Origin of the sequence: Pseudoalteromonas lipolytica, assembly GCF_003515105.1 — a bacterium.
Taxonomy (GTDB): Bacteria; Pseudomonadota; Gammaproteobacteria; order Enterobacterales; family Alteromonadaceae; genus Pseudoalteromonas; species Pseudoalteromonas lipolytica.
This window is the reverse complement of sequence record NZ_CP032090.1, coordinates 3101816-3128466: the sequence shown is the minus strand read 5'-3', so window position 1 is coordinate 3128466 and position 26651 is coordinate 3101816. Positions and strand designations below refer to the sequence as shown.

The 26651-nt window shown below is 43.2% G+C and carries 25 protein-coding genes and 1 riboswitch; of the genes, 17 read left to right on the top strand and 8 right to left on the bottom strand.

The genetic code is table 11. From position 1 onward, the window contains the following. Positions 1 to 1536, bottom strand: a complete 1536-nt coding sequence (narH, locus tag D0907_RS14055; protein WP_036973051.1) for a nitrate reductase subunit beta — start codon at positions 1534 to 1536, stop codon at positions 1 to 3. A 14-nt stretch (positions 1537 to 1550) separates the two neighbouring features. After that, positions 1551 to 5276, bottom strand: coding sequence for a nitrate reductase subunit alpha (locus D0907_RS14050; RefSeq protein ID WP_118844643.1), 3726 nt, complete (start codon positions 5274 to 5276; stop codon positions 1551 to 1553). Positions 5277 to 5543: 267 nt separating this feature from the next. On the opposite strand from D0907_RS14050, the gene D0907_RS14045 reads away from it, so the two are divergent. The 10 genes from D0907_RS14045 (at position 5544) to D0907_RS14000 (ending at position 13527) form a co-directional block, all read left to right on the top strand. Beyond that, positions 5544 to 7367, top strand: coding sequence for a histidine kinase (locus D0907_RS14045; protein ID WP_083202715.1), 1824 nt, complete (start codon positions 5544 to 5546; stop codon positions 7365 to 7367). Positions 7368 to 7490: 123 nt separating this feature from the next. Next, positions 7491 to 7622, top strand: a riboswitch (molybdenum cofactor riboswitch). Continuing rightward, complete coding sequence (moaA, locus tag D0907_RS14040; RefSeq protein ID WP_075593988.1) at positions 7610 to 8581, top strand: GTP 3',8-cyclase MoaA; 972 nt, start codon at positions 7610 to 7612, stop codon at positions 8579 to 8581. Its footprint overlaps the riboswitch before it by 13 nt. Position 8582: 1 nt before the next feature. Further along, positions 8583 to 9155: a molybdenum cofactor guanylyltransferase gene (gene mobA, locus D0907_RS14035; protein WP_118844642.1), complete on the top strand. Its 573-nt coding sequence runs from the start codon at positions 8583 to 8585 to the stop codon at positions 9153 to 9155. Next, the gene (gene moaB, locus D0907_RS14030) at positions 9143 to 9694 is read left to right on the top strand and encodes a molybdenum cofactor biosynthesis protein B (protein WP_036973048.1); all 552 of its coding nucleotides are present in this window, start codon (positions 9143 to 9145) and stop codon (positions 9692 to 9694) included. Before mobA ends, moaB begins: the two co-directional genes overlap by 13 nt. Then, positions 9694 to 10164: a cyclic pyranopterin monophosphate synthase MoaC gene (gene moaC / locus D0907_RS14025; RefSeq protein ID WP_118844641.1), complete on the top strand. Its 471-nt coding sequence runs from the start codon at positions 9694 to 9696 to the stop codon at positions 10162 to 10164. Before moaB ends, moaC begins: the two co-directional genes overlap by 1 nt. 15 nt (positions 10165 to 10179) lie before the next feature. Further along, positions 10180 to 10425, top strand: a complete 246-nt coding sequence (moaD, locus tag D0907_RS14020) for a molybdopterin converting factor subunit 1 (protein ID WP_065978349.1) — start codon at positions 10180 to 10182, stop codon at positions 10423 to 10425. Between the two features lie 2 nt (positions 10426 to 10427). Further along, positions 10428 to 10877 carry a molybdenum cofactor biosynthesis protein MoaE gene (locus tag D0907_RS14015; RefSeq protein ID WP_065978350.1) on the top strand — a complete coding sequence of 150 codons (450 nt, stop codon included), beginning with the start codon at positions 10428 to 10430 and terminating at the stop codon, positions 10875 to 10877. A 10-nt stretch (positions 10878 to 10887) separates the two neighbouring features. Then, the gene (gene modA, locus D0907_RS14010) at positions 10888 to 11640 is read left to right on the top strand and encodes a molybdate ABC transporter substrate-binding protein (RefSeq protein WP_075593990.1); all 753 of its coding nucleotides are present in this window, start codon (positions 10888 to 10890) and stop codon (positions 11638 to 11640) included. A gap of 4 nt (positions 11641 to 11644) precedes the next feature. Continuing rightward, positions 11645 to 12337, top strand: coding sequence for a molybdate ABC transporter permease subunit (gene modB / locus D0907_RS14005; RefSeq protein ID WP_118844640.1), 693 nt, complete (start codon positions 11645 to 11647; stop codon positions 12335 to 12337). A 14-nt stretch (positions 12338 to 12351) separates the two neighbouring features. Next, the gene (locus tag D0907_RS14000) at positions 12352 to 13527 is read left to right on the top strand and encodes an ATP-binding cassette domain-containing protein (RefSeq protein WP_162898056.1); all 1176 of its coding nucleotides are present in this window, start codon (positions 12352 to 12354) and stop codon (positions 13525 to 13527) included. Here D0907_RS14000 and D0907_RS13995 read toward each other — a convergent pair. Genes D0907_RS13995 through narL form a run of 3 tightly spaced genes read right to left on the bottom strand, consistent with a single transcriptional unit; the run spans position 13524 to position 15736 of the window. After that, the gene (locus D0907_RS13995; RefSeq protein WP_036973042.1) at positions 13524 to 13808 is read right to left on the bottom strand and encodes a hypothetical protein; all 285 of its coding nucleotides are present in this window, start codon (positions 13806 to 13808) and stop codon (positions 13524 to 13526) included. The two genes, D0907_RS14000 and D0907_RS13995, sit on opposite strands and share 4 nt — an antisense overlap. A gap of 15 nt (positions 13809 to 13823) precedes the next feature. Beyond that, positions 13824 to 15080, bottom strand: a complete 1257-nt coding sequence (gene moeA, locus D0907_RS13990) for a molybdopterin molybdotransferase MoeA (protein ID WP_118844638.1) — start codon at positions 15078 to 15080, stop codon at positions 13824 to 13826. Positions 15081 to 15082: 2 nt separating this feature from the next. Next, positions 15083 to 15736 (bottom strand): two-component system response regulator NarL, encoded by a 654-nt coding sequence (narL, locus tag D0907_RS13985; protein ID WP_036973040.1) that lies wholly within the window; start codon positions 15734 to 15736, stop codon positions 15083 to 15085. 278 nt (positions 15737 to 16014) lie between these two features. Here narL and D0907_RS13980 point away from each other — a divergent pair, with 278 nt between their 5' ends. Beyond that, entirely contained in the window at positions 16015 to 17628 is a 1614-nt protein-coding gene (locus D0907_RS13980; protein ID WP_036973039.1) for an MFS transporter, read from the top strand. A 69-nt stretch (positions 17629 to 17697) separates the two neighbouring features. After that, the gene (locus D0907_RS13975) at positions 17698 to 18069 is read left to right on the top strand and encodes a ribonucleotide reductase subunit alpha (protein ID WP_118844637.1); all 372 of its coding nucleotides are present in this window, start codon (positions 17698 to 17700) and stop codon (positions 18067 to 18069) included. A gap of 134 nt (positions 18070 to 18203) precedes the next feature. Here D0907_RS13975 and ubiT read toward each other — a convergent pair whose 3' ends face one another. Then, positions 18204 to 18722, bottom strand: coding sequence for a ubiquinone anaerobic biosynthesis accessory factor UbiT (ubiT, locus tag D0907_RS13970; protein ID WP_036973036.1), 519 nt, complete (start codon positions 18720 to 18722; stop codon positions 18204 to 18206). 80 nt (positions 18723 to 18802) lie between these two features. Between ubiT and ubiU the strand changes: the two genes are divergently transcribed. Continuing rightward, entirely contained in the window at positions 18803 to 19795 is a 993-nt protein-coding gene (ubiU, locus tag D0907_RS13965; RefSeq protein WP_065978354.1) for a ubiquinone anaerobic biosynthesis protein UbiU, read from the top strand. 8 nt (positions 19796 to 19803) lie between these two features. Then, positions 19804 to 20673, top strand: a complete 870-nt coding sequence (locus D0907_RS13960; RefSeq protein ID WP_118844636.1) for a U32 family peptidase — start codon at positions 19804 to 19806, stop codon at positions 20671 to 20673. Here the strand turns inward: D0907_RS13960 and D0907_RS13955 are convergent. Further along, entirely contained in the window at positions 20670 to 22388 is a 1719-nt protein-coding gene (locus tag D0907_RS13955; protein WP_036973029.1) for a bifunctional protein-serine/threonine kinase/phosphatase, read from the bottom strand. The two genes, D0907_RS13960 and D0907_RS13955, sit on opposite strands and share 4 nt — an antisense overlap. A 321-nt stretch (positions 22389 to 22709) precedes the next feature. Here D0907_RS13955 and D0907_RS13950 point away from each other — a divergent pair, with 321 nt between their 5' ends. The 3 genes from D0907_RS13950 (at position 22710) to D0907_RS13940 (ending at position 25768) form a co-directional block, all read left to right on the top strand. After that, positions 22710 to 23978 carry an MFS transporter gene (locus tag D0907_RS13950; RefSeq protein ID WP_065978355.1) on the top strand — a complete coding sequence of 423 codons (1269 nt, stop codon included), beginning with the start codon at positions 22710 to 22712 and terminating at the stop codon, positions 23976 to 23978. After that, positions 23975 to 25177, top strand: a complete 1203-nt coding sequence (locus tag D0907_RS13945; RefSeq protein WP_196857407.1) for an NnrS family protein — start codon at positions 23975 to 23977, stop codon at positions 25175 to 25177. Before D0907_RS13950 ends, D0907_RS13945 begins: the two co-directional genes overlap by 4 nt. Positions 25178 to 25324: 147 nt before the next feature. Continuing rightward, complete coding sequence (locus tag D0907_RS13940; protein ID WP_051501921.1) at positions 25325 to 25768, top strand: putative zinc-binding protein; 444 nt, start codon at positions 25325 to 25327, stop codon at positions 25766 to 25768. Between the two features lie 16 nt (positions 25769 to 25784). Here the strand turns inward: D0907_RS13940 and D0907_RS13935 are convergent, their stop codons facing one another. Continuing rightward, complete coding sequence (locus D0907_RS13935; protein WP_118844635.1) at positions 25785 to 26528, bottom strand: HesA/MoeB/ThiF family protein; 744 nt, start codon at positions 26526 to 26528, stop codon at positions 25785 to 25787. Positions 26529 to 26651 lie beyond the last annotated feature (123 nt).

The window sequence follows — 26651 nt, the reverse complement described above, 5'->3', positions numbered from 1 at the left end:
TTACTCCTTGATCTCAACGGGGATAATTTGTTTCACGGTGGCTTTTTTGGCACCAAATAAATTTACGCCGTTGTTACCATCACTACAGCCATTACCAAAGCTGAAACCACAGCCATTTTTCATATCGTAGGCATCTTCAGCATACGATTTATGACTGGTGGGTATCACAAAGCGGTCTTCGTAATTGGCAATCGCCATATAACGATACATTTGCTCAACTTGGTCAGCGCTTAGTCCAACTTGCTGAAGTACTTCGAGATCTTCAACGCCATCGACTTGTTGCGAACGTTTGAAAGCGCGCATAGCAATCATGCGTTCAAGTGCTCGTACAACGGGCTTCTCATCACCTGCCGTAAGTAAGTTAGCAAGGTAGCGCATGGGGATACGTAATGACTTCAAGTCAGGAATAACGCCATTCATGCCAACATGACCAGCCTCTGTCGCTGATTGAATCGGCGACAATGGTGGAATATACCAAACCATTGGCAAGGTTCTGTATTCAGGGTGCAGAGGCAGTGCTACTTTCCAGTCCATTGCCATTTTATAGACAGGAGATTGGCGTGCTGACTCTAACCAATTTTCAGGGATCCCTTCTTTGCGTGCTGCTTCAATGACCTCAGGATCGTTCGGATCTAAGAACATACTAAGCTGTGCAGGGTATAAGTCTTGCTCATTCGGTACACTTGCAACTTCTTCTATGCGGTCTGCATCATAAAGTAAGACGCCTAAGTAACGAATTCGACCTACACAGGTTTCAGCACACACGGTGGGTTGACCTGCTTCGATTCGAGGGAAACAGAAAATACATTTCTCTGATTTACCCGATTTCCAGTTGTAGTAAATTTTCTTATACGGACAACCTGATACACACATCCGCCAGCCACGGCATTTGTCTTGGTCAATTAAGACAATGCCATCTTCTTCACGTTTATAAATCGCACCAGAAGGGCAGCTAGCAACACAGGCTGGGTTGATGCAGTGCTCACACAGGCGTGGTAAATACATCATGAAGGTTTTTTCAAATTGCCCGTAAATGTCTTTTTGTACTACGTCGTCAAAGTTTTTATCTTTTTTACGCTCTGAGAATTCAGTCCCGAGAATCTCTTCCCAGTTAGGTCCCCAGTTGATTTTCTCCATACGCTGACCCGTAATTAACGAGCGAGGGCGAGCAACCGGTTGGTGCTTGCTATCAGGTGCGTTATGCAGATGTTGATAATCAAAATCAAACGGCTCGTAGTAATCATCAATTTCAGGCAAATCTGGATTAGCAAAAATATTAGCTAATAAACGGCGTTTATTACCTTGTTTGGGCTCTAATACGCCTTTACTGTTGCGTTTCCAGCCACCATTCCATTTGCTCTGGTTTTCCCATTCTTTCGGATAACCAATACCCGGTTTGGTCTCTACGTTGTTAAACCAAGCGTATTCAACACCTTCTCGGCTAGTCCATACATTCTTACAAGTGATTGAACAGGTATGGCAACCGATGCATTTATCTAAATTTAGGACCATGCCAATTTGTGCACGTACTTTCATAATTTTATCCTCGGTTACTCGTTATCTAGCCAATCAACCTTGTCCATCTTACGGACAATTACAAACTCATCACGATTACAGCCCACAGTACCGTAGTAGTTAAAGCCGTATGATTGCTGTGCATAACCCCCAATCATATGGGTTGGTTTCATGATGGCGCGGGTAACTGAGTTATGAATACCGCCTCGAGTTCCTGATATCTCAGAGCCTGGTGTGTTTACAATGCGCTCTTGTGCGTGGTACATCATGCTCATACCTTGTGGTACACGCTGTGATACGACGGCACGTGCTGCAATGGCACCATTTACATTGAAGATTTCGATCCAATCGTTATCTTTAATACCCCCTTCTGTGGCATCCGTTTCACTGATCCAAACAATCGGACCACCACGGCTTAATGTCAGCATAAGTAGGTTGTCTGAGTAGGTTGAGTGAATCCCCCATTTTTGGTGTGGCGTAATCCAGTTTAAAACTAACTCTTTATTACCATTAGGTTTTTTATCTAATAATGGTTGAGTAGTTTTTAAGTTTACAGGTGGTTTGTACGACACCATGGTTTCACCGAAGTCACGCATCCATTGGTGATCTTGGTAAAATTGTTGACGGCCGGTAACGGTACGCCAAGGGATCAGTTCATGCACATTGGTATAGCCTGCGTTGTAAGACACATGCTCATCTTCAAGCCCTGACCATGTTGGCGAGCTGATGATTTTACGTGGTTGTGCTTGAATATCTCTGAAGCGAATTTTTTCATCTTCTTTAGGGGTTGCTAAGTGTGTATGGTCGCGACCCGTGAACTCACCCAATGCTTGCCACGCTTTAACAGCAACATGACCATTGGTTTCAGGAGCAAGACTTAAAATGACTTCAGCTGCATCAATAGCGGTGTCTATTTTTGGACGACCTTTTTGTGGGCCTTCGCTGGTGTGCGTGTAATTCAACTCACCTAAAAACTTCACTTCTTGGTCTGTATTCCAATTAATACCTTTACCCCCATTACCGAGTTTCTCGAGCAGTGGCCCAAGAGAGGTAAAGCGGTTGTAGGTATTAGGGTAGTCGCGCTCAACTTCGATCATATTGGGTGCTGTGACACCAGGGATCAGATCGCATTCGCCTTTCCACCACATACTAATGCCGTCTGGCTGGGCTAACTCGCTTGGCGTGTCGTGCATGAGTGGCGATGTTACTAAATCTTTCTCAACGCCTAAGTGACCTTCACATAAGTCAGAGAATTTTTTCGCAATGCCTTTGAAAATATCCCAATCCGAACGTGATTCCCACACTGGATCAACCGCTTTTGAAAGTGGGTGAATGAATGGGTGCATGTCGGATGTATTCATATCATCTTTTTCGTACCAAGTTGCGGTTGGTAACACGATATCGGAATACAAACAGGTCGTTGACATACGGAAATCGAGTGTGACCCATAAATCAACTTTGCCCTCTGGCGCATCTTCATGCCATACAACGTCTTCAGGTTTTTTATCTCCGCTTTCGCCAAGATCTTTACCTTGCAAGCCATGCTTAGTACCAAGGAAATGACGCAGCATGTATTCGTGACCTTTACCCGATGAACCCAGTAAATTAGAGCGCCAAATAAACATGTTACGCGGGAAGTTTTTAGGGTTATCAGGGTCTTCACATGCAAAGTCTAAATCACCTGATTTAAGTTGCTGCACTGCATAATCTTTAGCTGATAATCCTGCTTTTTCTGCATCTTTACACAGTTGCAGTGGGTTCATGCCAAGTTGAGGGGCAGAAGGTAACCAGCCCATGCGTTCTGCACGTGTATTGTAATCAATGATTGAGCCAGTCCAGTTCTCTTTATTTGCTAAAGGAGACAGCACTTCGGTCATTTCAAGTTTTTCATAACGCCATTGATCAGAATGGTTATAGAAGAAAGACGTCCCGTTCATTTGACGCGGTGGACGTTGCCAATCCAAACCAAACGCAAGCGGTAACCAGCCACATTGTGGACGTAACTTTTCTTGGCCTACATAGTGAGCCCAGCCACCACCTGATTGACCCACACAGCCACACATCATCAGCATGTTGATTAAGCCACGGTAGTTCATATCCATGTTGTACCAGTGGTTAAGTCCAGCACCCACGATGACCATGCTACGGCCACGAGTTTTGTCTGCGTTATCGGCAAACTCACGCGCTACTTGGATTACGTGAGCCGCGTTAACACCGGTGATTTTTTCTTGCCATGCCGGTGTATACGGCACATTGTCTTCATATGATTTTGCAACCGCAGGGTCGTCCAAGCCGTTGTCAACGCCGTAATGCGCAATCATTAAGTCAAATACGGTGGCAACGAGTGCTTCGCTACCATCTTTGAGGGTAATTGTTTTAACAGGGACTTTACGAACTTGAATATCGTCATGCTCAGTATGTTGGAAGTAACCAAGTTCATGTGCTTGGCCACCAAAGTAAGGGAATAATACTGATTCAACTTTATCTGAGTGATCTTTTAAGCTGAGCGCTAACTTGATATCGCTGCCGTTTGTTCCTTCACGTTGCTCAATATTCCACTTGCCTTTTTCACCCCAACGATAGCCAATAGCCCCCGTTGGTGAGACAAGTTCATTGCTTGTTTCATCAAGACCAATGGTTTTCCATTTCGGGTTGTTGTCTTGGCCTAAGTTATCAGCCAAGTCTGCTGCACGTAAGAAGGCACCTTGTGTGTAGCCTTGGTCGGTTTTATCCAACACGACAAGCATAGGCATATCGGTGTAGCGGCGAACGTAGTCGGTAAAATAACTACTTGGTTTTTCAATGTGGAATTCTTTTAGAATTACATGTCCAAAGGCCATTGCCAGAGCGGCATCGGTACCTTGTTTTGGCGATAACCAAATATCTGATAATTTAGAGCACTCAGAGTAGTCAGAAGTAATAACAACCGTTTTGGTGCCTTTGTAGCGTACTTCAGTGAAGAAGTGAGCATCAGGAGTACGTGTTTGTGGAACATTTGAGCCCCAAGCAATGATATAATTTGAGTTATACCAATCAGCTGATTCTGGAACGTCTGTTTGTTCACCCCAAATTTGTGGCGATGCAGGTGGTAAATCACAATACCAGTCATAGAAGCTTAAGCAGTTACCACCAATCAGTGATAAATAACGCGAACCAGCCGCGTAGCTAACCATGCTCATTGCAGGAATAGGTGAGAATCCCATGATACGGTCGGGGCCGTACGTTTTTGCGGTGTAAACATTAGAAGCCGCGATGATCTCGTTCACTTCATCCCATTTAGCACGGATCAAGCCACCTAAACCACGTTTTGACTTGTAGCTTTTCGTTTTAGCAGGGTCAGTAACAATTGATTCCCATGCTTTAACTGGATCACTATGTACTTGCTTAGCTTCGCGCCACAGTTTTAATAATGCTTGACGAACTTTAGGGTATTTTAAGCGGTTGGCACTGTAAATATACCACGAGTAGCTTGCTCCACGAGGACAACCACGAGGTTCATGATTTGGTAAGTCAGGACGTGTACGAGGGTAGTCTGTTTGCTGAGTTTCCCAGGTAACTAGCCCATCTTTTACATAAATTTTCCAACTGCATGAACCTGTACAGTTTACACCATGTGTAGAGCGTACAATTTTGTCATGCTGCCAGCGACGACGATAGCCGTCTTCCCAATCGCGATTTTCATCAGTTGTTACACCGTGACTACCCGCAAAGCTTTGCTTGTTAGTCTTGAAAAAGCGCATTTTATTCAACAAATGGCTCATTTACTTATTCTCCTATCCTGCTCAACTTTAGCGCTCAATCACTAGGCACCTTGAAGCGGCAGAAAGCTACATTGCAAATCAAATATAGTGTTTCACCGCTACAGTAACTTGATGAGGATCAATATCTCAATGGGGGGTAAGGCCATGAATATTATGAGAATACCTACAAAGAGGTAGTGTAAATGTGGGGCTGTTAGGGTGAAAATACTGGTGTTGATAACATACAAGCGTTATGGTTTCGTAACATAGAAAAGGTGGGTAATTATTGTGGGTATTCGGTTAAATGAACTAAAAAATCGATTTAATGGCTCGGTCATGGTGTATATCAAAGGGTCATTGGTCGGGATTATTAGTCTGGCCATTACGACCTTGTTTGCATCGTATTGGATCACAGAATTAGCCGACTTAGATGCTCGCGCAATTAATTTGAGTGGCTCGCTGAGAATGGAGTCGTATCAGCTGGGAATGTACGGCCTTGAAGGAAACAAACAGGAAATAGATAAACGCATTGCAATATTTGAAGAAAAACTAAGAAACCCCATTTTTCAGAAGCTACAAAATGATGAACAGTTAAATGTGTTGTGGCAGCAAACCATTGTTCATTGGCAATCATTCCTAAAGCCAGCACTGCTTAACCTACCGATAGAAGATAAGGCTCAATTTAATCTCTATGTAAAAACACTCGCTCAAAATGCTGATGCATTTGTTTATGCGGTGCAAATAGATGCTGAAAGCAAAATTAGATTACTGCGCACTATTCAAGTTGGCGCGTTGTTTATTACCTTATTGGTGGGCATGTTTACCTTGCATTTAATCAGTTTAAGGGTTGAAAAGCCTTTGGCTGAACTGACTCACGCTGCCTACGCTATCGGGAAAGGAAATTTTACGCATCATGTTGATTTACAGGGCGATGACGAACTGGCGTTAATGGGAGCCACCTTGAACCATACCTGCGAGGCGATAGCATCAATGTATGGCCAACTTGAATTACGCGTAAAGCAGCAAACTGAAAAGCTTGAGTTAAATAATCAGACCCTTGCGTTTTTGTTTAAAACAGCCCGTTTGCTACTGGAAACCAGAGAAAAAAAGCATGACTTACAGCAAACGTTTGATGAGTTGTCGCAACTCATTGGCGTTAATGACATTGAGTTATGCTTAATGACATCGGGTGGCGACCAGCCGTATGTACAAATAAAACCAACACACGATGACAAGGGAGCATGCCGCGCTCAAAGTTGTGATAACTGTATTGGGAGCGCTGCATTTGTATCAATTGATGACTGCACCGTAACACGCTTTCCATTAGTGTATGGGGATAACCATTACGGTGTGATTGTTGTGCGTGGAGGCAAATGCTTTGCCGAAGATTCTTGGCAGTTACAGCTTGTTCAGTCGGTGACCGACCAAGTTGCCTTGTCGCTTAACCTTGACGAGCAGCATAATCAAGACCGTCGTATCGCGTTACTCCATGAGCGTACGGTGATTGCGCGTGAGTTACATGACTCTTTAGCACAAGCATTATCGTATTTGAAGATTCAAGTGACGCGCTTGTCGAAAACGCAGAATAAGCAGCAATATGATATGCAGCAGCCGATTATTGATGAACTTAAAATGGGGTTAGATTCTGCATATCGGCAATTACGTGAACTATTAACCACTTTTCGTTTAAAAATGGTGGAAGAGGGGTTAGAGGCATCGCTGAATAAAACCATTGATCAGTTAGCCTCGCAAAGCAGCATTTCGTTTCATTTAGAGTTTGCCGTTAAGCAAGTGCCTTTATCACCAATGGAAGAAATTCATATCTTACAAATTGCACGAGAGGCAAGCCAAAACACCGTGCACCATTCACAGGCGAACAATGCGTGGATCACCTTAAAGCAACTTGATGATGGTCAATTAGAGCTTGCTATTAGTGATGATGGCGTAGGGATTAGCCACAATGCAGAGAAATTAAACCATTATGGCATGGCTATTATGCAAGAGCGAGCCAAACACCTTAATGGTGAGTTAGTGGTATTACCTCGAGAAGAGCAGGGGACACAAGTAAAACTGACGTTTTTGCCTGTCGGCGGTAAAGATCTGTATCAGTGATTTAAAGATTTTATAATGTATAAGCGCATGATTGATAGTGGGCTTGTTGCTGTAAATTACTTATTTGTGGGTAGTTTGTCTGCCCATTCTTTTGTATGGTGATGCAAATGCAAACTCTCTAAGCTGTATCCAAGATGCTGAAGTACATCGACCTAAACTAGTTTTTAGCATGGTTAATGTACCGTGGGTGACCACCGGGTAAATAAAGAAATTTGTTTGCCTCCCGACTTGGAAAGGCTGTGATGTTGCAAGATAATTTTGATAGAAAATATAATTACTTACGCTTGTCAGTAACGGAAGTCTGTAATTTTAAATGTAATTACTGCTTACCGGATGGCTACGTGTGTGATGCTCGTCCGAAAACCCTCAGTGTTGATAAAATTAGCACCTTGGTAAACGCCTTTGCGATGGCGGGTACTAAAAAAATACGCTTAACTGGCGGCGAGCCTACTTTGCGCAAAGATCTTGCCGATATCGTCGGAGCATGCAGTGAAACCCAAGGTATTGATACCGTTGCAATGACAACCAATGGCTATCGCTTACTTGAAAAACTTCCTCGTTTAGTGGCCAGTGGTTTAACAAACCTAAACCTGAGCGCCGATAGCTTGAATCCTTATACATTTTCGCAAATCACCGGCAGTGACTCATTACATGAAGTACTTAGCTGTGTTGATAAAGCCTTAGAGCTGGGTGTTAAAAAAGTTAAATTAAACGCGGTCTTACTCAAGCAATACAATGCCAACCAATTACAGCAATTTCTTGATTATATTAAAGATAAGCCTGTCACATTTCGTTTCATTGAACTGATGCAAACCGGTGATAACCGGGCTTATTTCAATGCCCAACATGTACAAGGTCAGCAACTTAAACAACAGCTTTTACAGTCGGGTTGGCGAGCAGCCCCCAAAGCGGTGGATGCGGGCCCAGCCGAAGAATTTTTTCACCCTCACTATGCGGGTCAAATTGGCTTGATCATGCCTTACAGTAAGGCATTTTGTGCAAGCTGCAACCGCTTACGCGTCTCTGCTGAAGGCAAATTGCATTTGTGTTTATTTGGTGAAGCAAATGATGACTTAACGCCATGGTTAGATAATCAAGATGTTAGAGGCTTAGCCACTCACCTTTTAAGCAGTGTTCAACATAAATGGCAAGGCCATCAATTACAAATGGGACGAACAGGGCTGACCAAACAACTGGCTATGTTAGGGGGTTAGTATGTTAGTGGGTATTGTTCTGGCTGGAGGGCTTTCTCGCCGCATGGGGCAAGATAAGGCTTTACTTGAAATTAATGGTCAAACGCAATTAACACGCGCGATTGCTTGCCTTAAAGACGCGGGCTGCGATGAGGTCATTGTGAGTCGAAATAGCAGCGGTTTTATCGTTGATAAATTTGTACAGCAAGGACCTGTTGCAGGTATTCATGCCTGTTTGAATCACGCTGAGTATGATGATGCGCTTGTTATTCCTATTGATATGCCGCTGCTATCTAAAACAACTTTACGCACCCTTATCAACCAAGGGCGCAGACGAGATTGTGCCTGTTACTTTGCACACAGTGTATTGCCTTGTTACCTCAATCGGCTTGAACGCGCGAGTTTAATTGCCCAGCAACGTTTAGAGCATGGGCAGCGCTCTGTCAGTGGTTTACTTGAAGAGCTTGGAGCGGCCGTCATTGAATTGTTTGAGTCAAATGGCGAGGGTCGTGAACTATATAACGTTAATACACCACAACAATGGGCACAGGCTCGTTGTTTGGTTGATCAAAAGGATTACGCATGGCGCGAGTAAAAAGCAACCGCTTTGTACCATTAAACATAGCGATTTTAACAGTGAGTAATAGTCGAGGCCCTGAGCAAGACACTGCGGGTGATTTGTTGCAGCAAAAAGTCATAGACAGTGGGCATCATGTGCTTAATCGACAATTACATAAAGCCAATATTTATAAAGTACGCGCGGAAGTCGCTACATGGATAGCCAGTGACGATATTGACGTGGTACTGATTTCTGGTGGCACTGGACTGACACCGGATGATATTACGCCTTCGGCAATTGATGTGTTATTTGATGTGTCTGTGAGCGGTTTTGGTGAGTTATTCAGGCATTTGTCTTGTTCGCAAATTGGCACCTCATCACTGCAATCCAGAGCGTTAGCAGGGCTTTCGAATAGAACCCTTGTTGTTGCTATGCCGGGTAGCCCAAATGCGTGTGCTACCGCCTGGGATGAGATTTTATGTCAGCAACTCGATTCGCGGTGTGGGCCATGTAATTTTGTAGCAGAGCTTAAATCACATCGTGTTGAACAGTGCCATTCTCGGGAGATGAATTAATGCAGTTAACGCACATAGATAAAAGTGGTCAAGCAAGCATGGTTGATGTTGCAGATAAATCAGCAACAGTGCGAGAAGCGCGTGCATGCGCAACGGTCGTGATGCAGCCAGAAACGCTCGCTCTTATTGAGCAAAATCAGTTAGACAAAGGCGATGTATTAGCTGTCGCACGTATTGCAGGAATTCAAGCAGCAAAAAAAACAGCTGATTTGATCCCCCTTTGCCATCCGTTGGCGTTAAGTAAAGTGGCGGTTGAGTTTTCTATTAACAACCAAGGCTGTGCGGTTGATATTCACAGTTATTGCAAGTTAGTTGGGCAAACCGGGGTTGAAATGGAAGCGTTAGTTGCGGTATCGATTGCAGCACTCACTATTATCGATATGTGTAAAGCGGTTGACCAAGGCATGACAGTACAGAACATGCGAGTTACCTATAAAAGTGGTGGCAGACGCGGCACCTATATTGGCTAATTAAGGGGAGTATGTATGAATAAGGTACTTTTTTTTGCACAGTTACGTGAACGTTTAGGCTGTGACTCGGTGCAACTAGATGCACAAGGTATGTCGGTTAGGCAGTTACGCCAAACATTGGCTGAACGAGATGAGCGTTGGCACACCTGGTTACTCGATAAAGATGTGTTAGTGGCCGTAAACCAAATTTTGGTTGATGATAATGCTGCGGTCGGCACTGGCGATGAGGTTGCTATGTTTCCACCTGTCACTGGAGGTTAGTGATGATCCGTGTACAAGAACATGATTTCGATATGAACGAAGAGTATCAATCCATGTTAGCTGACGACTCGGTGTCGGGCGCCGTGGTTATGTTTGTAGGCCGTGTTCGCGACATTAATCAAGGCCACCAAGTTGATAGTTTATATCTAGAGCATTATCCGGCGATGACAGAGAAATACCTTACCCAGTTAGAGCAGCAAGCGTTGTCATTATGGCCTTTGGAAAAGGTAACCTTAATTCACCGCGTTGGTAAATTAAGCTTAACAGATCAAATTGTGCTGGTGGCAGTGTCGAGTGTCCACCGCGAAGCTGCATTTGAAGCGGCACAGTATTTAATTGATTTACTTAAAGCGCGTGCGCCATTTTGGAAAAAAGAGCACGTTGAAGGAGAGCAGACTCGTTGGGTGAGTGCCAATCATAAAGATCAAATAGCGGCTGCCCAGTGGCTGTAGGGTTGAAACAATGCAGTGGCTAACAAATAAACTAACCACATACACGATAGCGACTGTGCTGGTTTTATTGTGCTGTGTTTCGCCTGCAAGCGCTAATGATAAAGACACATCCTCTTCGCTAACGATTGCTTGCTCGGCTAACTTTGTCGCTGTAATGGATCAGTTGCTGCCAGTATTTAAAGCACAGGTTAAAACCGATATACAGGTTAAAGTGGTGACTGGCTCGTCAGGCACACTCGCAACACAGCTTCGTTATGGAGCCCCTTATGACGTATTTTTTTCAGCCGATGCAATATTACCTACACAACTAAAAACCGATGGTTTTGGCATTGAAAGCACAGTGTATGCGCTTGGCGAATTGGTGTTTTATTCGTCCGAGGGCTATGACAGTTTGGAAGGCGTTATGACACGTTTGCCCCATATTACTTTAGCTATTGCGAATCCACGTTATGCACCTTATGGACAGGCTGCGGTTGAGGTATTGGCTCACTTACAAACCAAGCCGAAAAAAACAGTAACGGGGGGATCTATTTTGCATGCTTTTCAATATGTTGAAAGCCAAAATGCAGAGTTAGGCTTAATTGCAAAAAGCCTACTGCAACAACCACATAATGGCACGGCTATCGCCATTCCCAGTGAGTGGTATCAGCCAATTGAGCAGCATGTTTTATTAGTAAAAGACTCAGTGTTTGCGCGTCAGTTTTATCATTTTGTTCAAACTGAACAGGCACAACAGTTAATAAAATCAATGGGCTATAGGTAATACTATGAGCGAGGGAGACTTGCAAGCCATCTTTATTACGTTAAAACTTGCTGCGTTAAGTACGCTGGCGTTGTTAGTAATAACGATTCCCTGCGCATATTGGCTTGCGCGAAGTAAACGGGCCATAAAACCCTTCCTCGAAACCTTAATTACCTTGCCTTTAGTTTTGCCTCCTACGGTATTAGGGTATTACTTTTTAGTGTTATTTTCGCCGCAACAAGGTATCGGTTTATGGCTGCAAAATACCTTGGGTATACAGTTAGTCTTTAGCTTTTCGGGGATTTTAGTGGCGTCGATGATCTACAGCTTACCTTTTACTTTTCGGCCCTTACAAAGTGCATTTGAACAATTGCCAGATAACTTATACAGCAGTGCTGCCTTATTGGGCTTTAAGCCATGGAAGCAGTTTTTATGGTTAGTACTCCCCATGATTAAACCGGCTATTTATACCGCTGCGACTTTAAGCTTTGCCCATACGGTGGGGGAGTTTGGTGTTATTTTAATGATTGGCGGTAATATTCCAGGAGAAACTCAAGTTGTGTCACTGGCGTTATTTGATCATGTTGAGAGTTTTAATCTTCAGGCTGCAAATATGCTTGCAGGGCTGATGCTCGTGTTCTCATTTGCCGTTGTGTTTGCATGTCAATGGTGGCAAAGGCAAACGCAGCATGTAAGTACACCAACCAGCTTGCTTTGAATAGGTTTAAACAGATGATGGCATTAAATAGCGACAGCAGCATGGGTATTTCAGACCCACAGTGTACGTCTAAGCCTGTGGTTGCGCATATTGAACTTAATTGTTCAGAGCCTGTTACTCAGCAACTTGATTGTCAGCTTAAGACCTTGCAAATAACGGTGTTATTAGCCCCAAGTGGTACAGGTAAAAGCAGTTTGTTTAATGCAATTGCGGGTGTTGCTCCTGCTTCTGGCGGGTTAAAAGTAACAGGGCAGCAGCAGTTAGGTATGCCAGCACATAAGCGCCGCATCGCTTACGTAACACAGTCTCCTTTGTTATTTGACCACCTAAGCATTGCCGCTTTATTAAAGTTGGTTGCTAAGCAACAAGCGCAGCCATTTGATATAAGTTGGGCAATAGACCCCTTAGGGCTGACCGACAAACTAGTGTATCGGGCTCACCAATTAAGTGGTGGACAGCGCCAGCGCGTTGCGCTTTTGCTTGCGATGATAAAAGGAGCGCCTTTATTATTATTAGATGAAGTGCTTACCGGTCTCGATCAACTTAATAAGCAAGCCTGTATAAGGGTTATAAAAGACTACCTTTGTAAAGTGCAAGGTGCTGCTTTGTTAGCATGCCACCAACTGGATGATGTATTAGCTTTAGCTGATAGCTGCTTATTGCAGCATACGATAAACAATAGTACACAGTGGCAAATGTTCCCTGTGGATGAAGGTGTTGAGCGTTATCAGCAGCAGTTACTAGAGAGCCAATCGAGTGAGAACATACAGGGAAGTCAATTTACCTCTATGTTTTACGGACAGGTTCATGCTCACTTTCCTGCGCTGGGCTTAACGGAGTATCACGTTGGCGGGCAGCGCTGCTTTGCTGCGTATAATTCAGAGCATCAAATAGGGCGTTTGCAGCCATTAATACTGAAAGCAAATCGTCTGGGTTTATCAAAAATAGCACTACCAGAGAGTAGTTTTGTGAACCAATTAAAAGTGCGGATCACGGCGTTTTACCCCGTTAATATGGGAAAAGAGCAAGGTATGTTGGTGAAAGTAAGGCTCGCTAACAGCGAACAAGACGGTGTGCATAAACCCGCATCATTGCATGTGTGGATCACGCGCTTATCATTTAATCAACTACAGCCTAAATTAGATGAAACGTGGTTTTTAATAGGTAAAGCGGACGCATTACACGGTTAACTATCGACTAAGTTATTTCTTACTAAACCGCGTTTTACATTTTTGCAGAGCTTCGCGAATCGAGAAATATCGTCAAAATTAGGGATTGTGCCTATTTGCAGCTGGTGTTCCCAGTAGCATAGTTCGGTATCAACCAACTCCATTAGCTTTTTAGGGCAGCCGATACACGAGTTATCGGTGCCACAAAAAAAGGTATCAGGTTCGTATAAGGGAAGCTCTACTTTTACCTGCTCGATTAATTGCTGCATGGCGGTGACGCGGTCAGGTTTACGTGTTTGCATTTGACTGCTTTGCTTCTAATTTAATGCACAATCAAAAGGAATAAAGGGCACTAAGTCGCCACTTTGCCACTGAGTTTTTTCAGCATCAAGCAATAAATAACCTTGGCTTTTTGCAAAAGTACTGAGCATGCCAGAACCTTGTCCTTTTAAAGGCTCAATATAGGTTCCTGTGTTATCGACAACTAATGAAGCACGAATAAATTCAGCGCGACCTTGTTTTTTACTAATATCACACGCTAAAGGTAACTGAAGGGGAGGCTGTGTACGCACTGTTTCACCAGCCATTTTACGAAGCGCAGGTATCGCGAGTTGATGCAATGTCACAACACTTGAAACCGGGTTGCCTGGTAATCCCATAAATCGCTTGTTGTGGCCGTCTTGTGTTAAATGCTTAAAATGACCGTATGCGAATGGTTTACCTGGCTTTATTGCTACTTTCCAAAACTGCATTTGACCAAGCTCTGTGAGCACTGTTTTTGTGTGATCAGCATCACCGACCGACACACCACCCGAGGTAATAATGACATCGGTATTTGAAAGTGCTTCTTCAAAAGCCAACTTTAGCGCGTCAGGGTCGTCAGCAATGATGCCAAAATCCTGCACCGCAAAGCCTAAATTAGTTAAAATAGCCTGAATCGTGTAACGGTTAGTATCGTAAATTCCACCTTGTGAAAGTGGCGTGCCGGGTTCAAAAAGTTCATCGCCCGTAGAAATAACCCCCACTTTAAGTGGCTTATAAACGCTAACAGAGGCAATACCAAGCGAGGCAAGCATACCGATATCTGTGGCTGTTAAGCGTTGCCCTGATGCAAATAATTGGCTGCCGATACTGATATCTTCACCTTGTTTACGTACATTTTGTGCAAAGCAAGGCTTAGTGTTTAAAGTGATTGTTTGTTCAGTGGAGACCGTGACATGTTCTTGCATTATCACCGTATCAAAACCAGCCGGAATATGTGCGCCTGTCATGATGCGTATGCAGCAACCTGATTGCCATTCGCCGTTGAATGGATGCCCGGCATAGGCAGTGCCAATAATATTTAAATGTGTGTGTTCATTTAAGTCACTAAAACGAAATGCAAAACCATCCATTCCTGAGTTATCTGCGTTAGGCACATTAATGTCGGCGATAATCGGTGCAGCAAGAATACGACGATGAGCAGCCGATAAAGGCAGTGTCTCTGTTTTAACTAATAACGGCGTGTCTGATAAAAGTGCTTCGCTAGCGTGTTGAAAAGAGAGCAGGGGCTGCTCACTCGAAAACTGATTCATTATTAAGCCCCTTTTTGCTGATTGATTATCCACACGGCAGCTTCAACACGTGAGCGCAGGTTTAGCTTTTTCAGCAGGTGTTTTACATGCACTTTAACGGTGCCATCAGAAATATCTAATTCTCGTGCGATTAACTTGTTTGATAACCCTTTCGCAATTAACTTGAGGATTTCAAATTCACGGCTAGTGAGTGAATTGAGGATGTTCGCTTTTTGCGATACATCAGGTTTGCGGATAGCTTGGGCGAGTACCCCTGTGAGCTTTTCACTCAGCACCATTTTACCCAGTGCCGCTTGTTTTATTTTTTCGAGAATTTCTTCAGGATCCATGTCTTTTAGTAAGTAACCATCTGCGCCATAGCTGATTGCAGTGAGCACGTCTTCATCGTTATCAGAAACCGTTAGCATAATAATACGCGATGTAACATCACTGGCACGCATGGCTTTAAGGGTTTCTAAGCCATCCATTCCTTGCATATTAAGGTCAAGAATAATGAGATCGGGATCATGCTCTATAGCTAACTGTAGCCCTTCTTTGCCTGTTGCTGCCTCACCGATGACGACAAGTTCGTCTTCTAAATCGATTAACTGTTGTAGGCCTTTGCGTAGTAATGGGTGGTCATCAACTAATAAAATTGAGCTGGTTAGTGCATTCATACTTTAACTCTTTGTTGGCTTTAGCCTGAAAGACTGGCGGTTTAAAAATATCTTAACGTGGATCAATAAAGTATTCACCAAAAAGCCTCCCTATTACTCCTAATAACCTTAAGCTTTCTTATATTATTTAATGATAAACAATTACTTACGCTTAAATATACCCACTAAGTGGTAGTTGTTTGCTGTTTATGCTGTGTGTGGCTTACCCATCAATGTGAATTGTTGAGTTGATTTTATGTGCGCATAGTAAGTTCAATTAGAACGAAATGGAGCAGCATATGGCTGAACTAGACAAGTGGGAACCGGAAAATGAAGCTTTCTGGAATTCCCAAGGTAAAAAAATTGCGCAAAGGAATTTATGGATTTCGATCCCAAGTTTACTTTGTGGCTTCGCTGTTTGGCTTTACTGGGGAATCTTGACCGTTCAGATGATGAATGCAGGGTTTAGTTTTAGCGCAGATGAGCTATTTACGCTGACGGCGATAGCTGGACTTTCTGGTGCTACATTACGTATTCCCAGTAGTTTCTTCATTCGCTTTTGTGGTGGCAGAAACACGCTGTTCTTCACTACATCGCTACTCATAATTCCGGCTCTATTTACCGGTTTGGCATTACAAGACCCAACGACACCATTGTGGCAATATCAGTTACTTGCTTTGTTGTCGGGTATTGGTGGGGGTAACTTTGCTTCTTCAATGTCAAATATCAGCTTTTTCTTTCCAAAAAAACAACAAGGTTTAGCGCTGGGTCTCAATGCAGGGTTAGGTAACTTTGGTGTGACAACGATGCAGATTTTGATTCCATTGTTTATGACATATGGGGTGTTTGGTGCATTGGGCGGCGACCCAATTACGTTGGTGAGCACGTCGGGAAGTTTGATTGGTAAAATTCCAGCCGGTTCTGAAACTTGGCTGCAAAACGGTGGCTTTTTATGGCTACTGTTCTTAATACCGCTGTTCTTTGCAACATGGTTTGGTATGAATAACATTCGCACGCCAGAAGTGTCACCAAACTTAGGCAGCCCTCTGAGTGCATTTGCAATGATTTCTGTGATGCTAACGATTGGTCTTGCCACTGCGGCGGCTGGTCTGTGGCTGATGCTTCCTGAATCAGCAAATGGTTCTGGCTTTGGGGTACCGAAAGAGTTGGTACTGGTGCTGGTTGTTGCTATTACCGTATTTTTACTGAAGATGATACCGGGGGCGATTGGTAAAAGCCTCACTAAGCAATATCAAATCTTTAATAATAAACATACCTGGGTAATGAGCACGATTTACACCATGACGTTTGGTTCATTTATTGGTTTTGCGGCAGCATTTCCGTTAGCAATCAAAGTTATTTTTGGTTTTCAACACATTATGGTTGATGGTGTGATGACCCATAGTACCTTAAACCCAAATGGCCCAAGTGCGCTCATGTATGCGTGGATGGCACCATTTATTGGGGCATTAATTCGTCCACTAGGTGGGTGGATTGCTGATAAATGGGGTGGTGCGTTAGTAACACAAGTGTGTTCTGTGGTAATGATTACCTCGTCATTAGGTGCGGCCTATTACATGAAAGAGGCTTATCAGTCGCCTACACCTGAAGAGTTCTTTATGCCATTTTTCATCTTATTCTTAGTGCTATTTGGAGCAACAGGGATTGGTAATGGCTCAACCTTTAGAACGATTGCGATGGTGTTTCCTAAAGAACAAGCAGGCCCTGTATTAGGTTGGACTTCGGCAGTGGCTGCATACGGTGCATTTTATATTCCAATGGTATTTGGTCAGCAAATTAAAGCGACAACACCTGAGGTAGCACTGATTGGTTTCGCGGTATTTTATGCGCTATGTTTGATTATTAATTGGTGGTTCTACTTAAGAAAAGACGGCGAATTTTATAATCCATAACGATCTCCACTTGTCCAGAGCCATCAACTTCGGTTTTTGGCTCTTTTTCTATTGTTGCAGGAAAAGAATATGAGTAAGTTTCAAGAATTATTATCCATGGCTCGCCATCAAGCTGAACCCGTTAAGCTACTGTTGTTATTTACAAAAGCAAATGTTGAAAGTTCAGTTAACGATGTCAATAAAGGGGTGATTGAGCCTGTTATGTGTGTTGATAAACTGCCTAGTGAGTTAACTGACTATACGGCGCTTTGTCACGAAGCAGATAACATAAACCAAGCATGGGATTTATTATTTGTCACCAGTATTGGTGCTAATACAGAGGTCAGCCTGATTGAAAGTAGCATGAAGGAGATGATTAAAGACGTACAAAGTGGTAAAAACACGGCGTTGTATGTTGTCCTCGACAGAGAAGATAACCTTGTAGAAATGGTCGGTAGTTAAGTCAGCATAAAAAATTGCACGGCAATAATGGCACAAAGTAAGTGGTCGATATTAAACTGATTAATGGCCGTTAGTGTGCTCTGTGCACAACTCTCCTAAATGTAAACAGAAGGCAGCTACTCGCTGCCTTCTTTTTATTGTAATGACTCTACGTACTCTGTTAACTGATTAAATAACCAGTCTGGCAAGCTTGCTTGTGGGTCTTGCGTATCGAGCCAGTTTTTAACAGTTAGGCACAGTTCTGTGTCGCCTTGGATTGCTAATTTACGTGAGAAAAAAAGTGTATCAGGGTCGTATTTTCCACTCATCAAACTTAAAAATGTATCACTACTCCCCGTTAACTTTCCGTCGTATTTGAGGTGTTCTTTAGGGAGTAACCACGGTTTTATAGAGAAAATAGTTAACCGTTTAGAGGTTGCATTGAGTGAAATAAGCAAGCTGAGTGGCAGGTTATCGACGTCAATGCATAACTGTTTATCAATTAAAAAGTCGAGCTCACCGTCGTTGATCTGTGTTTTAAAAATGAGGTTTATTCGCTGTTCTATCAGCCAACTTATGCCTGCGGTTGGCGTGAGATGAGTAATAGCAGTTAGCCATTTCGGGGTAAAAAATGGCGGAGTTTTATGCTTCATAATATCAGTGAGACTAATCATATTAGTAGATTACCTTATTAGGTTTGCTGGCTTACCATTATTGATAATTTATTTCTTAGTTTAAATAATCAGGAGTGGGTATGGAGTTACTTTGCCCAGCAGGAAACTTACCCTCGTTAAAAAGGGCGATAGCGCAAGGCGCTGATGCGGTTTACGTTGGCTTAAACAATGATACCAATGCGCGTCACTTTGCGGGCCTAAACTTGAATGAGCGGCAACTCGTTGAAGCGGCAGACTATTGTCAGCAGCATAAAAGAAAATTGCATGTTGCTATTAACACCTTTGCTCACCCCAATCATTTTACAAGATGGAAGCATGCCATTGATGAAGCGATTGCAGTGGGGGTAGATGCCCTGATTGTTGCTGATATTGCTGCGCTTGATTTTATTGCGAATAATTATCCGCACCAAGAAATGCATGTCAGTGTGCAGGCATCGGTGACAAATGCACTCGCAATTGATTTTTATAAGCAGTTTGGTGTGAAGCGAGTGGTATTGCCTAGGGTATTAAGTTTGCAACAGGTCAGGCAATTGGCAACCACCACCGACATCGAACTTGAGCTTTTTGCCTTTGGTAGTTTATGTATTATGGCCGAAGGGCGTTGTTATTTATCTTCATATTTAACAGGCGAATCACCTAATACAACAGGTGCCTGTTCGCCGGCCAAGTTTGTTCGTTGGCAACAACAGGGCGATCGAATGCAATCACGCTTGAATGATGTATTGATTGATCAGTTCACTGACGATGAGCAAGCCGGTTATCCAACGTTATGTAAAGGGCGTTTTGTTGTTAATAACGAAACCTACCATGCCTTAGAAGAGCCAACGAGCTTAAATACGCTTTCTCTGTTACCTGAGTTATTAGCCATGAATATTGCGGCCGTTAAAATTGAAGGCCGACAGCGCAGCCCTGCCTATGTTGAGCAAGTTACACGCGTTTGGCGACAGGCTATTGACCATGCAAAGCAAAATGCGACTGACTTCAGTGTTGAAACGCATTGGCAAACGACGCTGGACAGTTTATCTGAGGGGCAGCAAACCACCTTAGGTGCGTATCATCGCAAGTGGAAATAGGAGTAACAATGACACAGTTGAAAGTTGCGGTAGGGCCCATGTTGTTTTTGTGGCAAAAGGAGTTGCTCGAACAATTTTATGAGCGGGTAGCGCAGTCGACAGCCGATATTGTTTATTTAGGCGAAACCGTCTGTGGAAAGCGACGTTTAAGTCGCCTAAATGATTACCTTGAGTGGGCTAAAATGCTAGAGCAAGCAGGAAAAGAAGTGGTGCTGTCTAGCTTAGCCTTGTTGGAGTCGGGGGCTCAACTTCAAGAGTTAAAACGTGTGTGTCGTCAAAGCGCGTATTTAATAGAGGCGAATGATCTTGCCGCCGTGCAGCAATTACATAGCTTGGGATTACCATTTGTGATTGGCCCCGCAATTAATGTTTATAACGGTTATACGCTAGCAAAGTTTGCTCAAATGGGAGCTGTGCGCTGGGTTATGCCTGTTGAATTGTCGAGAGATTGGCTGGTGGCTTTAAAACACGAATACGCGGGTTTGACAGATTTACCGATGCAATTTGAAGTGTTTAGTTATGGCTTGTTGCCTTTGGCTTACAGTGCGCGATGCTTCACGGCTCGCCATTATGACTTAGCTAAAGATCAATGTGAGCTCACTTGTCAAAAGCACCCTTCGGGATTAATGACCCACAGCCAAGACGGTAAAAAGGTGTTTACCTTAAATGGCATTCAAACAATGTCTGGGCAAGTGTATAACTTGTGTGAAGACCGCCATGCACTCAATAGCAGTGCGGATATCGCGCGGCTAAGTATGCACGATATGGACGACTTACAATGGATTGAGTCGTTTGCTTTGGGCACCGACTCTAAGCGACCGGATGAACATATTAATGGCTTTTGGCATCACATTGCGGGTATGCATTGCCAGTCTTAGTGCTGGCTAAATAAATACAATATGAGAGCCAGTGTGATAAACCAAAAACCACTTACCATTTTCCAAAATAATAAACTGCTGGCTTCCTTCGGTTCAGGATCCGGTTTTAAAAATTCAGGATTAGGGACGGTTAAGTCATGCATGAGTGCATCCACGGTTTGATAGCGCTCTGTTAAATCAAAACTAACCCCTTTTTGCAGTGCTTTATCAAACCAAATTGGAATAACGGGGTTATGTTTAATGGCACTGTGATAACGTAGTTTGTCGTAGTCTGCCATGCTTGTGCATTGCTCAACTTTTTCGCCATAGGGTAAATGGTGAGTAAATAATTCATAGCAAATAGTCGCGAGGCTATACACATCACCTTGCACGGCAGCATTTTTGCCCAGCAAATAATTCGGGTCTGAATAGCTGGCCGTGCCAAGTGCCCCTTGATGTTCTATTGGCTGATAAAGCTCCGCAACTCCAGCAACAAACACGGAACCAAAATCAACCAGTTTGATTTCATCATTTTCTAATACCATCACATTGCCAGGTTTGAGATCTTGGTGAATCGCATCATTACTATGAAAAGCATTTAAGGCCGCTGCAATGTGTTTAACGATGGCGATTGCTCGTTTAGGTTTTAGTGGTTGATGCTCAGCTAACCAGTTGTCGAGGCTGGTGCCATCGAGCCATTCCATTAAATAATACAGGGCACTTCTTGGCCGTGAATGTTGATAAATTTTTACCACATAAGGGGAGTCAATTCGGCTGCCAATCCATTGCTCTTTAATAAAGCGGTCGATGTAATGTGTGTCGTCGTCAAAGTTGGCTGAAGGCGTTTTCATTGCGTAACGCTTTTTTGTAAGCTCATCTTCCACTAAATAAAGTTGACTACGTGATGAGGCAAACAGCTCTTCAATGACAAGATAACCATCTAATTTCATACCTGCTTTAAGCGGCGGTGGAAAAGGCAATTTTGTGAGCTCAGCGCTATATTCAGCTTCATTTTGATATGCCAGCTCTTTTATTTTTAAAACGACACAACTGATATTGTCATCACTGCCATGCTTTTTGGCTTCTATACACAGTTGCTCTGCTATTTTAGAGGCTGGTTGATAACTCAATAAGTTATCTATTAAGATATCGGTCGGGAGAAAATCATGCACCCCGTCAGAGCTTAATAAGTAAATGTCACCTTGTTGTAATTCATTGCTGCTGTAATCAATGTGTAAGTTGTTATCCATGCCAATGGCACGCGATAAAAACGATTTTCCTTGCCCTAAATTGGTGGTGTGGTCGGCTGTGAGTTGCTTTAAGTTTCCATTTCTAAAGCGATAAATTCGACTATCACCCACATGAAAAATATGACCATGATTTCCTTTTAAAATCAGGCAGCTTAAGGTTGATAAGTAGCCTTTATTTTCTTGTGAAAATGCATGGCTTTTACGAAAAAGACGTAAATTGATTGCCGATAACACTTGTTCGCCACTGCGACTAACAGACCATGTATCGGGGGTTTTAAAGTATTCACTAAGAAAGCGTTCAACGGCTGTTTCGCTCGCTTCTTTACCAGCTTCTGCTGAGCTGACACCGTCGGCAACACAAAATGCGGCACCTTTAATATTGCTGAGGTACTCATCTTTTGGAATAAAAAGACCTGCGCAATCTTCGTTGATTTCTTTTATTCCGCGTGAGGTATGAAATCCTGCATCAACCTGAGTGCTTTGCATAATGTGTAGTTAGCTTTGAAATAATATCAAAATAGTGCAAGAAAACGGGGGGAGTATTCAACCTGTACAGATCAATAAACGGTCAGTTTTTCAGGTCTGTTTATTATCAAATAAGCTTAACTACCTCTTTTGGGGTAATTGCTGTTGTTTTTAATGTTTTGATTTTTATGTGCTTTTTATTTTATTCGTCGTTTTTGTCTGTTGATATTTTTAAGTTGTGGCATTGTGGGTAGAGCCTCATAAAAAGCGCGTGCTTTAGGTAGAATGGGTTAATGATTTATAGATGACGTGTTCATCGACCGTTTTTAATTGGAGCATCGCATGTCAGAGTCTCGCGCTAAACGTGCGTTATTATTTGCTACCTTAGCTTTTGCGGCTAACTTTTCCGTATGGACATTGTATGCGGCGATAGTATTGCCTTTATCATCGCAATGGCAATTAACGGTCACTGAGTTAGGTGGCTTACTTGCAGCCCCGATGTTCACAGGTGCATTGTCTCGGATCCCCGCTGGCGAATTGGCTGACCGCTATTCGGCAAAAGTGCTCTTTGTTGTGCAAATGTTAGTGTGTGTGCCCGCCCTTGCATGCTTGTATATAACGACAAGCTATTCTCAACTACTTTTTCTCGGTTTATGGATTGGTCTCAGTGGTAGCTCATTTACCCTCGGTATCCGTTATGTGTGTGATTTTTATCAACGCAGTCAACAAGGAACCGCGATGGGGATTTTTGGCGTGGGTAATGCCGGTGCCGCTATTACACTCGTGTTAGCGCCTTGGTTAATGGAGCGCTATGGTTGGCAGTGGGTTGGGCCTGTGTATGCGTTTGGTTTGTTATTTGTTGCGGTGCTGTATGGTGTGTTTGCCCCCAGCCAGCCAGATAACGCTCATGTTATTAATAGTAAACCGCAAACCTGGACACTGTTACTGAAAAATACGCAAGTTTGGCGATTAGGGCTCTATTATTATTTTGTGTTTGGTTCTTTTTTGGCCTTACTGCTTTGGCTGCCATATTACTATATGCAGGCCTACCAATTATCAATTAAACAAGCGATGGCCTTTACATTGTTTTTTGTTGCAACGTCGTCGGTGATACGGGCTCTTGGTGGGTGGTTTGCCGATAAGTATGGCGGTCGTAGTGTTAACTGGAGCGTATTTTGGGTGTGTTTAGTGTGTTTGTTTTTCTTAAGCTACCCGCCCACAACAATGACCATTCATGGTATTAAGCAAGATGTGAATTTATCTGTGTCGGTGAATGTGTGGGTGTTTACCGGCTTATTATTTGTGATTGGCTTAGCGCAAGGTTTTGGGCGTGCCAGTGTGTTTAAAGTTATCCATGAAAACTACCCGTTAGAAATGGGCAAGGTAGGCGGTTTTATTGCTGCCATTGGGGCCTTGGGAGGGTTCACATTACCGATAATGTTTGGTGCGGTGGTTGATTTATTTGGCTTTTACAGTGCCTCATTTATGTTGCTTTACGCTGTGTTAGCTGTCTGTATGATGCTGATGTATTTCGCGGTGCGTGCTGAGCGCTATCAACGAAGATTGAATGAAGCTGCGAGTTATAATTTTTTAGAAGATGATAGTTTATGATGCAAATATCCGATGAACAACAAACCAAAAGTGACGTTGCCTTATTTCAGCTCGCATTTCGTCCGCTGTTTTTGTGTGGGGGCCTATTTAGCTGTATTGCTTTGGTTGTGTGGGGATTAGTACTCAATGGTCACTGGTCTTTTTCTCCTTATGGAGGGGCTTTGTTTTGGCATAGCCATGAAATGCTGTTTGGTTTTGTGTGCGCTATTGTTATCGGCTTTTTATTAACCGCGGTACAAAACTGGACAGGTTTACGCTCTATTCATGGTCGAAAGCTGCTGCTGTTAACTCTTGCATGGTTAATCGCGCGAGTTGCCATGGTGGTGCCCGCTTTGCCGCACTGGTTAGTATTTGGTATTGATATGGTGTTTTTGCCCTTAGCGGGTTATTGGTTAGCAAAACCAATCATTGTTAAAGGGCAAATGCGAAACCTCTTTTTTGTGCCGATTATTTTATTACTCAGTGCTGCCAATTTATTAATGCACTTAGGCGTGACACTGGGGATGCCTGAGTTGTATCAGCATGGTTATATGTCTGCTATTTGGCTAATTACGTTATTAATGAGTGTATTAGGCGGGCGTGTAATTCCCTTTTTCACTGCAAATGCAACTGCGACAAAGAAGGTCGACGGTAAACCTTGGTTAGAGATTGCAGCGCTTGGCAGTACCTGGTTTATTTTTGTGTTGTTTTTTACTGGTGCCGTTTATTACCTGAGCAATGAGCTCATTGGCGGCATGCTCATTATATGTGCTGTATTTCATTGTCTTCGTGCGGCGCGATGGCCGTTTTTTAAAACCTTAGCGGTTCCACTGCTGTGGAGTTTGCATTTGGCTTATTGGTTTATTCCTGTGGGAATTATATTAATGGGGATGTCTTATTTCACTGATTTATTGTCAATTTCGACCGCTTTCCATGCACTGACTGTGGGGGCTATGGGCAATATGATTTTAAGCATGATGGCGCGTGTTAGCTTAGGCCACACTGGAAGAAAATTAGTGGTTAAGCACGCCATTATTTTTGCATTTGGTGCGGTATTAATTGCGGCCTTATTACGCGTATTTGGTGTGTTGATAAATTCACAATTGAGCCTGTATTTTATTTCTTTATCTGTGATTACATGGTGTATGGCTTATGGTTTATTCTGCTTGGTGTATTTTCCGGTGTTAACACAACCAAGAGCAGATGGCCGCGCAGGCTAACGTTTCTATACGTCAATATGGTTGTTTAGGTAAAGTAGCTACCTCTTTTGAATTAGTGTGGACTTCATTCCTCTTGATGTAGATCAAGCTGAATTTTTGTACGCTTACTAAGCTGATATTTACGTATCAGTAAAAAGAGTGGAAAGCATGAAGGAGCAATCTTTACCAATATTGTTAACGTGCTCTGGCTGTAGTTATGGTGCAGAGCTGGCTGAAGACTTATCACAAAGTTTAATTATGCAGGGGAAAGTTGAAAAAGTCTCCATTGCGGCATTAACAGCAGGTTCTGCTATGCATTGGCAAAAGTTAGCATCTTCTCCTGCGATTATTGTTTTTGATGGCTGTGGGCTTAACTGTGCGAAGTTAAGCCTCGAAAAGTTATCTATTAATACATTTTATCATTTTGATATGACCAAGCAGCTTCAGAAAATAAACAATGGCGTGGGCAAACCTTCGCTAGCGGCCTGTTTGCAAGTGACAAAAACGGTGCAGTATCAACTCGCGTCTGTCCTACCAAAGCAACATAGAGTGAATCAAAAGGAAGCCGCAGGAAGCAAAGTGATCGCGATGTTTCCGTGTGCAGAGCGTTAAGGTTAGCAATGTAACTTTAACGCTCTGCACACACCTCGCAGTGGGGTTGTTTTGGAATAATAAACTCTTTAAATGTCAGGTGCTCTGCATCATATAACAGCATTGACACTGTTTTAGGGGGCATAGATAGCAGGCTTTTAAGCGCCTCTGTGGCTTGCAATGAACCTAAAGTGCCAACTACTGGGGCAAGGACCCCAGCTTCCATACAGCTTAATGAGGGTTCTTTAAATAGCCGAGCAACGCAGGCATAACAGGGATCGCCGTCACGCATTGGAAAGTGAATGAGTTGCCCTTCCATACGAATTGCAGAACCTGAAATTAGGGGCGTTTTATGTGTCCAACACAGGCGATTAAGCAGTAAGCGTGTTGCGAGATTATCACTGCAGTCAACGACAACATCAGCGCTGATTAACTCTGGCTCATGGTGTGTCGTAAACTCAGAAGCATAGGTTGTCATCTTTACTTGGCTATTGAGTGCTGTTAATTGCTGTTTAGCTGATTCAACTTTTAACTGACCCACACTGTTTTCGGTGTGTAATATTTGTCGTTGCAGGTTAGTTATATCCACTGTGTCATGATCAAATAAAGTAATTTTTCCGACACCTGCCGCAACAAGGTAAGGGAGTACTGCACTACCCAGTCCTCCAGCTCCGACAACGAGTACGTGGCTTGCCATAATGGCTTCTTGCCCTTCTTCTTGAACCTGAGGAAGCAGAATATGACGGCAATAACGCAGGGTGTTGGCACTCTCTAATAACATGCAATTTTCCTTCTTTAGAACGCGTCTATAAGCCTACATTAAATAGGGCAGTGTTGTTATACCTCTTTGGAGGTGCAGTGAGTCATATTAGGTAACGCTATGAAAAAATTGATTTAAATCAAT